The organism is Paraburkholderia sp. J63 (assembly GCF_905220245.1).
Taxonomy (GTDB): Bacteria; Pseudomonadota; Gammaproteobacteria; order Burkholderiales; family Burkholderiaceae; genus Paraburkholderia.
The window spans coordinates 96,265-107,872 of record NZ_CAJMZF010000026.1 but is presented as its reverse complement, the minus strand read 5'-3'; the positions used below and the strand labels follow the sequence as shown (position 1 = coordinate 107,872).

At 64.8% G+C, this 11,608-nt stretch carries 8 protein-coding genes; 5 read left to right on the top strand and 3 right to left on the bottom strand.

Annotated elements, in window-relative coordinates; genetic code table 11:
- Positions 1–161: 161 nt before the first annotated feature.
- Complete coding sequence (locus tag U5775_RS25105) at positions 162–1,169, bottom strand: LysR family transcriptional regulator (RefSeq protein WP_322060797.1); 1,008 nt, start codon at positions 1,167–1,169, stop codon at positions 162–164.
- Positions 1,170–1,422: 253 nt separating this feature from the next.
- On the opposite strand from U5775_RS25105, the gene U5775_RS25100 reads away from it, so the two are divergent.
- The 3 genes from U5775_RS25100 to U5775_RS25090 all read left to right on the top strand — a co-directional run bounded on the left by U5775_RS25100 (position 1,423) and on the right by U5775_RS25090 (position 5,736).
- Positions 1,423–3,660, top strand: coding sequence for an FUSC family protein (locus U5775_RS25100; protein WP_322060796.1), 2,238 nt, complete (start codon positions 1,423–1,425; stop codon positions 3,658–3,660).
- Positions 3,661–3,802: 142 nt separating this feature from the next.
- Positions 3,803–4,021, top strand: coding sequence for a hypothetical protein (locus U5775_RS25095; protein WP_322060795.1), 219 nt, complete (start codon positions 3,803–3,805; stop codon positions 4,019–4,021).
- A 188-nt stretch (positions 4,022–4,209) separates the two neighbouring features.
- Complete coding sequence (locus U5775_RS25090) at positions 4,210–5,736, top strand: acetyl-CoA hydrolase/transferase family protein (protein WP_322060794.1); 1,527 nt, start codon at positions 4,210–4,212, stop codon at positions 5,734–5,736.
- A 116-nt stretch (positions 5,737–5,852) separates the two neighbouring features.
- Here the strand turns inward: U5775_RS25090 and U5775_RS25085 are convergent, their stop codons facing one another.
- Together U5775_RS25085 and U5775_RS25080 are read right to left on the bottom strand one after the other, a co-directional pair.
- Positions 5,853–6,104, bottom strand: coding sequence for a GlsB/YeaQ/YmgE family stress response membrane protein (locus U5775_RS25085; protein ID WP_322060793.1), 252 nt, complete (start codon positions 6,102–6,104; stop codon positions 5,853–5,855).
- A 189-nt stretch (positions 6,105–6,293) separates the two neighbouring features.
- Positions 6,294–7,001 carry an MgtC/SapB family protein gene (locus U5775_RS25080; RefSeq protein ID WP_322060792.1) on the bottom strand — a complete coding sequence of 236 codons (708 nt, stop codon included), beginning with the start codon at positions 6,999–7,001 and terminating at the stop codon, positions 6,294–6,296.
- A 201-nt stretch (positions 7,002–7,202) separates the two neighbouring features.
- Here U5775_RS25080 and U5775_RS25075 point away from each other — a divergent pair, with 201 nt between their 5' ends.
- Positions 7,203–8,231 carry a LysR family transcriptional regulator gene (locus U5775_RS25075; protein WP_322060791.1) on the top strand — a complete coding sequence of 343 codons (1,029 nt, stop codon included), beginning with the start codon at positions 7,203–7,205 and terminating at the stop codon, positions 8,229–8,231.
- 152 nt (positions 8,232–8,383) lie between these two features.
- Positions 8,384–11,596 carry an efflux RND transporter permease subunit gene (locus tag U5775_RS25070; protein ID WP_322060790.1) on the top strand — a complete coding sequence of 1,071 codons (3,213 nt, stop codon included), beginning with the start codon at positions 8,384–8,386 and terminating at the stop codon, positions 11,594–11,596.
- Positions 11,597–11,608 lie beyond the last annotated feature (12 nt).

The following is an 11,608-nucleotide window of genomic DNA, read 5'->3' as shown; positions in this document are numbered from 1 at the left end:
ACCGGGGTTCTGGCGTTTACGCGGATGAAAAGTAGCGGAGAACTGCAAGCAACCAATACCCGCTCAATAAACACCTCAGACACCCAGTCGCGTACACAAAAAAAGCCGTCCCAAGGGACGGCTGTTTTGCATTCGGCCTCAGAACTACCGCGGGCCGGGTTTCAATGCGTAGCTTTCGCCTTCTGCGTTGCCGCGAGCACATCGGGTGCCGAAATCGCGGCGGCGTCTGCGAGCTGCTCCTGCGTGAGCTCTTCGAGCAACGCCATATCGCGAGCGATTACCTGCGGGAGATGCGCGCGCAGGAATTCCACCCAGGTCTTCGTTTTTGCATCCACGAACTTGCGCGACGGATACAGCGCATACACATGGTTCTTCTGCAGGATGTGCTGGGGCAGCACGCGCACGAGCGTGCCGTTGCGCAGACCTTCTATTGCCGCATACACCGGCAGCATGCCGATGCCCATTCCTTCGCGAATCGCTACCGCTAGCGACTCTGCAATATTCACCTGTACCGGACCGTCCACCTGCATCTCGACGCTTCCTTCAGGACCTTCGAGCACCCATTCGTGCGCGGGCGCCGTCGGCGTCTTGAGGATCAGGCAGTCGTGATGCGCGAGATCCGCCGGCGTGCGCGGTGCGCCGTGCGTATGCACGTAGGCCGGCGACGCACACAGGATGCTGCACGACGAACCTAGTTGATGCGAGACGAGATCGGAATTCGGCAATGAAGCCGCAGTCACCACCGAGACGTCGCTGCTGCCTTCGAACAGATCGGGCATGCGTTGGGAGAGCGTAAGCTCGACCGTTACTTCGGGGTGCAAAGCACGGTAACGCGAAATTGCGGGCAGCACGTACTGTTGCCCGATGCTCGCGAAACTGTGCATACGCAATGCACCCGCGGGGCGCTCGTGGGCGCAACTGGCTTCTTCTTCGGCGCTGTCGACGTCCGCGAGAATTTGCGAGCAGCGTTTCAGATAACGTTCGCCGGCGGGCGTGAGCGCGAGTCGGCGCGTCGAGCGGTTCAAGAGGCGCGTACGCAGATGCGCTTCGAGTTCAGAGACCGCGCGCGACATCGCGCCCGTGGTCGAATCGAGCGACTGGGCCGCGGCGGTGAAACTGCCGGCTTCGACAACGCGGACAAACACCCGCATATTTTGTAGCGTATCCATCAGACCTTCTTTAAGAACTTCTTGTTCGGTACGAAAACAATATTGTCCGCCTTGCGGACCCCGACATTGTTGAGTGATCTGGAACGGACGTTCCCCGCCCGTCCCGTTAATTCGCTCAACTGACGCTCCTACAATCGGCGCCTGTCGACCAGAGTTTGCGCTTCAGTGCTTTCTGGTCTCATGCAACTTCGTTACCGAGCCACTGCATCCGCAGCGCCTTTCTTCGTAACAATCCGGACGTAGTGCGTTTTAAATGAACCGCCAGCCAGCGATACATCGAGCGATCGACCCGCGTCGTCGCGCCGAAATCATATGGCGAGCCGCGCGGCGCGGCTTGAGAGACTGGCAGGGCAGCAGTGGTGCGATCTGGCTGCATCTGCTGAAAACGGTGGCTGCGGGATTGCTCGCGATGGGCATTTCGATGCTGCTCGACCTGCCTCAGCCGCGCATTGCGATGACGACAGTGTTCGTGCTGATGCAGCCGCTCTCGGGCATGGTGTTCGCGAAGAGCGTCTACCGCATCGTGGGCACCGCGGTGGGCATGGTCGCGGCGGTGGTGCTGGGGGCCGTGTTCATCCAGCAGCCCGAACTCTACATACTCGGGATGACGGGATGGGTGGCCGCGTGTACCGCGGCCGCCATGCGCAATCGCCATTTTCGTTGGTACGCTTTCGTGCTGGCAGGCTATACCGCTGCGCTGATCGGCATTCCGCTCGTGATGCAGCCCAACGGACTCTTTCTCGCCGCGCTTGGGCGCGGGGCCGAAGTGGCGGTCGGGATTCTGTGCTCCGGGGTGGTCAGTGCCGTTATCGTGCCCCGGCAGTCGGGCTCGGTGCTCGAACGCACCTTGCGCGCTCGCTATCTTGATTTTACTGCGTTCGCAGCGCTTGTGCTGTCCGGTGGACTCGAAAGAGGCGCATTTGAAGGGCGATTCGCGAAGCTCGTCGATGAGATCGTCGGCTTTGAGGCCACGCGCGCTTTCTCATTTTTCGAGGACCCGACCATGCGCTCGCGCAGCCAGCTGCTCGCGCGCCTGAACAGCGAGTTCATGGACGTTTGCGCGCGCCTGCATGCGCTGCGTCAGTTGAAGAAGCGTCTGCGCTGGAGCGACGAAACCATCGCGCCGCTTGCGCCGTATTTCAGCGAGCTTGCGACGCTGCTCGCGCAACGTCCTCGTCAAGGCGAGACCGATCGTGCGTATGCACTGCGGATCGCGCAAGACCTGGAGGCGTTCAAGCGCACGCTACCGCGTCACGTGCGCGAGACGCGCCGGCCGCTCGAGGCGGCTGGGCCCGATGCGCTGCAGGACTTCGATACCTCCGCCGAGCTGATCTATCGCTTCACGAGCGAGATTGGCCGCTACAGCAGCACGTGGGCATCGCTCACGCAGGCCGGTCTGCCGCCCGAGCCGCGCATCACGCGCTATGTGCCGCGCACGAGCTGGTACGTCGTGGCGTTCACCTTCATGCGCACCGCCGTGGTGGTGGCCGCGCTGGGCTGGTTCTGGGTGGAGACCGACTGGCCGAGCGGCGGCCTCGCGATGATCGCCGCCGCGCTGACCTGCGCGCTCACCTCGTCGGCGCCACGCGCCACGCGCATGGCTTTCCAGATGGCCGCGGGCGCCGGTTGTGCGGCCGTCGTCGGCTATCTGCTCACCTGCTACGTGTATCCGAACGTCGACGGCTTCCCGCTGCTCTGCGCCGCGCTCGCACCGGTGCTCGCGCTGGGCGCGTTCTTCGCGACGCGGCCACGGATCGCCGGTTTCGGGGTCGGGTTCTCGGTGTTTTTCTGTCTGCTCGCGGGCCCCGACAACGTGATCGCCTACACGCCCGATCTGCTGATCAACAACGGCATTGCAGTCGTCGCGGCGATGGTCGTGGCCGCGCTCGCGTTCGCGGTGGTCTTTCCCCCGCACATGAACTGGCTCGTCGAGCGCATGCGCGTCGCGCTGCGCGCTCAAGTCGAACTGGCCTGCCGCGGCGAGCTGCCAGGCCTCGGCCAGCAATTCCAGTCCGGTACGCATGACCTGATGCATCAGCTGCGGCTGCTGCTCAACGGCCGCCAGCAGGCACACCGGCGCGCGCTGCGCTGGATGCTGATCACGCTCGAAGTGGGGCACGCCGTGATCGACTTGCGCCACGAAGCGCGGGCGGCCACGTGGCTCGATGCTGCCGAGCCCAGATGGTCGGCGAGTTTCGATCAGGTGCTCGACGATATCGCGCGCCTTTTCGAGAGCCCCGGCGCGGCGCAACAGGAGCGTGCGCTCTCGTCGGTGCGTGCGGCCACCTGGATCGCTCAGGAAGCGCTTCCCGGCGTTCACCACGACCGCGAGCGCAGGCACGACGTGCAGCGGCTCCTGAGCCATCTGCATTTCATCCGCAGCGCGCTGATCGACCGCGATGCGCCGCTCGGCGCGCTGTCGCGTCAGGCACGACGCCGCCATGCGCGCCGTTACTCGCGCGGTCATTCGTTGCCTCAGGGAACACCTTGAAGCGACGGTTGCGCAAAGCGCTCGTGCGCGATCTTGCCGCAGTCTGGAAATATGCCTTCCACCCCGCCCTCTTAATCATTCCTGGCCTCGGTCATATAGTCACATCACTGCTTCGCAGTACCCGTTAGCACTGGAGAGTAAAATGAAGTCCCTGAAGATCGCTGTTGTTGCCTGTTCGCTGTTTGCCGCCGCCGCTGCTTATGCACAGAACGAAGCACCGGCAGCGAGCGTCCCTCAGCAGGTCGCGCAAAGCGCAGCCCAGCCGGCTGCGCAGGCGCCCGCCAATCAGATCGCAAAGCCGGAAAAGAAAGACGAATGCGTCGGTCCGGTCAGCTTTTGCAACCTTTATTTCGGTAGCTGAGATCGAGTGACCGCCCGCCATCATGAGCGAGGCGCAAGCTTGAATTCCTTGCCGCGGCGCCTTCGTAAGAGGTCCCGCGGCTTTGCGCATTGTGGCTGCAAAGCTGTATTGCAAATGCCGTAATGCAAGGCCGCCGAAGCGAGACCTGAAAAGGGCACTTGGCGATCAGTGAGTTTGTGGAGACTTTGATGTACGAAGACCGTATTCGTTGTGCCGCATTGCGCGGGAAGATCACTTCGGCTGCCGAGGCCGCGAAACTCGTGCGCAACGGCATGCGCGTCGGCGCGAGCGGCTTCACGCGAGCGGGCGACACGAAGGCCGTGCCCATCGAACTGGCGCGCCGCGCGCGCGAAGAGAAGGAGCCGCTGCGCATCACGCTGATGACGGGCGCCTCGCTCGGCCACGACGTGGACCGCATGCTGACCGAAGCCGGCGTGCTCGAGCGCCGCTTGCCGTTCCAGGTGGACACCACGTTGCGCAAGGCCATCAATCGCGGCGAAGTCATGTTCGTGGACCAGCATCTCTCCGAGACGGTCGAGATGCTGCGTGCGAACCTGCTCGGCAAGCTCGACCTCGCGATCATCGAAGCCGCCGCGATCACCGAGACGGGCGGCATCGTCCCCACGACTTCGGTCGGCAATTCGGCGAGCTTCGCGATCCTCGCGGAGAAAGTGATCGTCGAACTCAATCTCGCCCAGCCGCTCGCGCTCGAAGGTCTGCACGACGTATGGATTCCGGGCCGCCGTCCGCATCGCGACCCGCTGCCCATCGTGAGCCCGCATGACCGCGTGGGCACGTCCATCATCGACATTCCGGCCGAGAAGATCGCCGCCATCGTTATCACGAACGAGGCCGACAGCCCCTCGACCGTGCTGCCCGCCGACGAAGAAACGGCGCGCATCGCGGGCCACCTCATCGAGTTCCTCCAGCACGAAGTGAAGCATGGGCGCATGAGCGCGCAATTGCCGCCGCTGCAGGCCGGTATCGGCACGATCGCGAATGCGGTGCTGTCGGGCTTCGTGAACTCGCCGTTCGAAGCACTTACGATGTACTCCGAAGTACTTCAGGACTCCACCTTCGACCTTATCGATGCGGGCAAGATGGTGTTCGCCTCGGGCGCCTCCATGACGCTCTCCGCGCCGCGCCAGGCACAGGTGCTCGCCGAGCTCGACCGCTATCGCGACAAGCTCGTGCTGCGTCCGCAGGAAGTGAGCAACCATCCGGAAGTGATTCGCCGCCTGGGTCTCATCGCGCTGAACACGGCGCTCGAATGCGACATCTACGGCAACGTGAATTCCACGCACGTGGGCGGCACGCACATGATGAACGGCATTGGCGGCTCGGGCGATTTCGCGCGCAATGCCTCGTGCGCGATCTTCGCGACCAAGGCCATCGCGAAGGACGGCCGCATCTCCAGCATCGTGCCGATGGTGCCGCACGTCGATCACAACGAGCACGACGTGGACGTGATCGTCACCGAGCAAGGTCTTGCCGACCTGCGCGGCCTCGCGCCGCGCGAGCGCGCGAAGCTGATCATCGAGCGCTGCGCGCATCCGCTCTATCGCGATCTGCTGGGCGACTACTATCGCGATGCGTTGAAGATCGGCGGCCAGACGCCGCACGATCTCGCCAAGGCGTACGAGATGCATCTGCGCTTCAACCAGACCGGCTCGATGCTGCCGGCGGAGACGGGCGGCCTCGTCGTGAACGGCTGATAAAACAGCCGATCGCACCAGCGCGAAACATGCACGCGGCGAAAGCCGCGCGCCGATAAAAAAAGCGGGAGCACCGGTGACGGTGCTCCCGCTTTTTCTTTAATGGCCTCGAATCGCTACGCTCTTCGGAACAGCCTGATGATGAAGAGCAGGATGACCGCGCCGATGATGGCGGTGATGATCGAGCTGATCATGCCGCCGCCGATATGGATCCCGAGCAGGCCCGCAAGCCAGCCGCCGATGAATGCCCCGACGATCCCGACGATGATATCGACGATCAAGCCGAAGCCGCCGCCCTTGACGAGCACTCCGGCGAGCCAGCCGGCGACTGCGCCGATGATAAGCCACGCGATGATGCCGTGTTGCATATGGAGAACCCCCCTCGTTGGTGTGAAGAAATCACGGTGAACTGGAGCTTAGTCCAAGGTTGGGGTCGAGTCCATGAAACGCGGCCAGAATTGACATTTCTTGTAGCCTGCCGCGCGGCGTTGCAAAAATTGCAACGGCGATGAAATGAATTCGTAAGGAATGCGTGGCAATGACGAAGGCGCGCGCCGTCACTCGGGCGCAACCTCGGTTTCCGCGGCGGTCCAGCTCACGCTCGAAACGCCTTTTTCCATGCTCAGGCGGCTCGCCATGAGCTCGAGCTTGGGCTGATATTTCGGATGCAGGCGCAAGGTCGCCGTGACGCGCAGGCGCGGCGGATCGCCCGGCAGGTCTTCGCTCGTGAGGCTCTGAAACGAGAGTGGCGTGGAGTACATCGAGTTCGAGAGCACGGTGCGAATGTGGACCTCGTCTTCTTCGCGGCACACCACGGTGAGTACGTAGACGCTCACGAGATCGGCGTTGGAGACCGGCGCCTGATTGATGATGCGGCTCACCTCGCGCAGCACGGTGTTGGTGAGCAGGACCACGCCCGTGCCGGCGAGGGCCGGGACATAGTGGCCCGCGCCGCACAGCACGCCCACGGCGGCCGAGCACCATAGCGTCGCGGCGGTGTTGATGCCCTGAATGGAGCCCTTGTCGCGCATGATCACGCCGCCGCCCAGAAAGCCCACGCCCGAGACCACATAGGCCGCGATCTGCGTGACGCCGCTGGTGCCGTTGCCCGTGAGCACGCCGAGCGTGACGAACAGGCACGCGCCGCTGGCGACGAGCGTGATGGTGCGCAGGCCCGCCGTACGCTGGCGCATCTGGCGTTCCAGTCCGATGGCGACGCCGCAGGCGAACGCCGCGAGAAGGCGCAAGGCGAATTCGTAAGTCATCGTTCCGTCATGAAAGCGGCACGCGGGATGCGCGACAGGGGTGACGCGTGGTGCCATCCACAGTGCGGATAGCGCCGTGGATCATACGCGGGAGCGGGCGGCTCGCCAAGCTGGCGCGACTGCCATGTACGGGTCAGCATGGAGCCACGGCCTTTAGGCGAGACTGGCTCTATTGATGATGGAATGGGCCAGGAGTCGCTGATGGATACACTGCGCAACATGCGGATCTTCGTGAGGGTGGTGGAGTCGGGCAGCTTCACGCGCGCCGCCTCGAACGAGACGATGACGACGGCGCAGGTTTCGCGCGCCGTGACCGATCTGGAGTCGCGCCTGCGCGCGCGTCTTCTGAACCGGACCACGCGGCGCATGTCGCTGACCGAAGCGGGCGAGCGCTACCTGCAAAGCTGCAAGCGCATTCTCGCCGACATCGAACAGGCGGAGGCCGAAGCCGCCGCCGCGCAGGCGAACCCGGCGGGCAAGCTGCGCGTCTATGGCGGCACGAGCTTCGGCCAGCACTATGTGATGCCGCTGATCGCGCGCTACCAGCAGCATCTGCCCGATGTGGCCGTCGACCTGACCATCGCGCAGGAGATGCCCGATATCATCGAGGAAGGCTTCGACGTGGCCGTGGTGGTGGCCGACGAGCTCGAGGATTCCGCGCTGATCTCGCAGCACCTGGGCAGCACCGCGGCCATTCTGTGCGCGTCGCCCACGTATTTGCGCTCGCGCGGCGAGCCGCGCTCGTTCGACGATCTCGATACGCATACCTGCCTGCACCTGACCGATGCGAGCTTGCCCGTGGGCCAATGGGTCTCGGAAGGGCCGCGCGGCGAAACGTTCCGCCATACCGGCGTGACGCCGTTCCAGGTGAACAATCCCGAAGCGCTCGCGCTGGCCATCCGCGAGGGCATGGGCATCGGCCCGCTGCCGGTGCCCGTGGCGCTGCCGGGCCTCGCCGACGGCACGCTGGTGCGCGTGCTCCCCACGCATCGTCTGCAAAAGCTCAACATCTACGCGCTCTACGCGTCGCGCCGCTATCTGGACGCGAAGATCCGCACCTTCGTGGAGTTCCTGCGCGAGAAGGTGCCGGCCGTGCTCGCCGAGCAGGAAGCGTCGCTCGCGGCCTGCGATGTGTCGCAACGCCAGCGCGCCCCGGCCCGCACGCGTCTGCGCGAAGCGCGCCAGTCTCATGACGCGCATGAAGTCGAGCACCTGCGGCTCGTGAACTGAGCCGTTCCAGGAAGCGCACGTGCCTGTCCGTTTTGCCATCTTCGCGCCAGCGCGCGGCCACCACGATTGCCTATGATGCGGGACCCTTTTATCGATGCCCACCGATGCGTCGAGCGTCTTCACCCCTCGCCTGAATTGCCCGAAACCGCCTCATGTGGATCGTCAACCTCGCGCTGAAGCGGCCCTACACGTTCATCGTGATGGCCATCCTGATCGTGCTGGCCACGCCGTTCGTGCTGATGTCGATGGCCACCGACGTGCTGCCGAACATCAACATCCCCGTCATCAGCATCATCTGGTCGTACACGGGCTTTTCCGCGCAGGACATGGCCGATCGCATCACCTCGGTCAACGAGCGCGGCCTGACCACCACGGTCAGCAACATCGAGCACATCGAATCGCAGTCGCTGCCCGGCATCGCCATCATCAAGCTGTTCCTGCAGCCGGGCGCGAACCAGCAGTCGGCCATCGCCCAGGCCGTCGCTTTCGAGCAGGCGCAGCTGCGGCAGATGCCGCCCGGCGCCACGCCGCCGCTCGTGATCAGCTATTCGGCGTCGAGCATTCCGGTGATCCAGCTCGGGCTCTCCAGCAAGTCGATGAGCGAGCAGGCGCTCGCCGACGTCGCGATGAACTTCCTGCGTCCGCAGCTCATCACGATTCCGGGCGCGCAGGTGCCCTATCCGTATGGCGGCAAGACGCGTGTGATTTCCGTGGATATCGACACGCACGCGCTCATTTCGAAGGGCCTCACGCCCGCCGATATCGTGAACGCCGTCAACGCGCAGAACCTGATCCTGCCGACCGGCACGGCCAAGCTCGGACAAACCGAGTACCGCGTGGACACCAACGCATCGCCCGACACCATCGCGGGCCTGAACCGCATTCCGGTGCAGACCGTCAACGGCGCGACCACCTATCTCGGCGACGTCGCGCACGTGCGTGACGGCTTCACGCCGCAGACCAACGTGGTGCGCCAGGACGGCCAGCGCGGCGTGCTCATGTCGATCCTCAAGAGCGGCGATGCGTCCACGCTGCAAGTGGTGAACGCGCTGAAAAACCTGCTGCCGAGAGTGCGAGACACGCTGCCCGCGGACCTCGTCATCAAGCCGCTGTTCGACCAGTCGGTGTTCGTGTCGGCGGCGGTGCAGGGCGTGGTGCGCGAGGCGCTCATCGCCGCCGCGCTCACGGCCGCGATGATCCTGCTGTTTCTCGGCAACTGGCGCAGCACGCTCATCATTGCGGTGTCGATTCCGCTCTCGATTCTCGCCTCGATCATCGCGCTCTACGCGCTCGGCGAAACGATCAACATCATGACGCTCGGCGGCCTCGCGCTCGCGGTGGGCATCCTCGTGGACGACGCCACGGTCACCATCGAGAACATCGAGCGCCACCTGCATCTGGGCGCGGACCTGCATGAAGGCATCCTCGAAGGCGCGGGCGAGATCGCGGTGCCGGCGCTCGTCTCCACACTGTGCATATGCATCGTATTCGTGCCGATGTTCTTCCTCACGGGCGTGGCGCGCTTTCTGTTCGTGCCGCTCGCCGAGGCCGTGGTGTTCGCGATGATCGCCTCGTACGTCCTCTCGCGCACGCTCGTGCCCACGCTCGCGATGCTGCTCTTCACGGGCCATGACCCGAGCGCGCACGCGCAGCACGGCGCGCGCGTCTCGACGTTCGCGCGCGTGCATCAGCGCTTCAATCATGCGTTCGAACGCGTGCGCGCGAATTACATCGCGCTCCTGAGCGTTCTGCTCGCGCGGCGGCGCTTCTTTGGCAGCACGTTCCTCGCGTTCTGTCTGCTCTCGCTCGGGCTCGTGTTCTTCCTCGGCCGCGACTTCTTCCCCTCGGTCGATGCGGGCAATATCCGCCTGCACATGCGCGCGCCCACGGGCTACCGCATCGAGGAGACGGCGCGCCTCGCCGACGAAGTCGAGCAGACGATCCGCGCGGTCGTGCCGCCCGACCAGTTGTCGACCATCGTGGACAATCTCGGTCTGCCGTACAGCGGCATCAATCTCTCGTATAGCAACTCGGGCACGATGGGCACGCTCGACGGCGAAATCCAGATCGCGCTCAAGGACGGCCACGCGCCCTCGCACGTCTACATCGACAAGCTGCGCACGCTGTTGCCGCAGCGCTTTCCGGGCGTGGAGTTCTTCTTCCAGCCCGCGGACATCATCACGCAGATCCTCAACTTCGGGCAGCCCGCCGCGATCGACGTGCAGGTGGTGGGAACGAACCTCTCGAAGAACATGGCGGTCGCCAGCACGCTGCTCAAAGAAGTGCGCCAGTTGCCGGGCGCCGTCGATGCGCACATCGAGCAGCGCGACGACGAGCCCGCGCTGATGCTCGCGATGGACCGCTCGCGCATGCAGCAACTGAACCTGAGCCCGCAGAACGTCGCGCAGGACGTGCTGGTCGCGCTCTCGGGCAGCTCGCAGACCGCGCCCGCTTTCTGGGTGAGCCCGCAAACCGGCGTGGAATATCCGCTCACGGTGCAGACGCCGCAATACCGCGAAGCGTCGCTCAACGAAGTGATGGAGACGCCCGTGTCCGCGCACGCGGCAACGGCCGGCGCGGCGGCGCCGCTGCAGCTCATGAGCAACCTCGTGCAGCTCAAGCCGCACGAAGGCCCCGCCATCATCACGCACTACAACATCCGTCCGGTGATCGACCTGCTCGTGAGCGTGGAGGGCACCGATCTCGGCGCGGTGGGCGCGCATATCGACACGCTCATCAAGGGCGCGCAGGCACACGCGCCGCGCGGCACGACCATCACGATGCGCGGGCAGATCGGCACCATGCGCACCTCGTTCGTGGGCCTGGGCGTGGGCATTGCGATGGCGATCGTGCTCGTCTATCTGCTGATCGTCGTGAATTTCCAGTCGTGGGCCGATCCGCTCATCATCATCAGCGCATTGCCGGCCGCGCTCGCGGGCATCGCGTGGATGCTGTTCATCACCGGCACGCACCTGAGCGTGCCCGCGCTCACGGGCGCGATCATGACCGTGGGCGTGGCGACCGCCAACAGTATTCTCGTGGTGGCATTCGCGCGCCAGCGCCTCTCCGCAGGCGCGACGCCGCTCGCGGCCGCGCTGGAGGCGGGCGCCACGCGTATCCGTCCGGTGCTGATGACCGCGTTCGCGATGATGATCGGCATGGTGCCGATGGCGCTGGGCCTCGGCGAAGGCGCGGAGCAGAACGCGCCGCTCGGGCGCGCAGTGATCGGCGGCCTGATGTTCGCGACCGTCTCCACGCTTTTATTCGTACCCCTGATGTTTGCGACGGTCCATTCGCGACTCGCGCGCCGCGCCCACGCAAGGCGCGAACGCGAGGCGCAACGCGGCCGCCCGCCGCGCCAATGAATGCATCGAGCG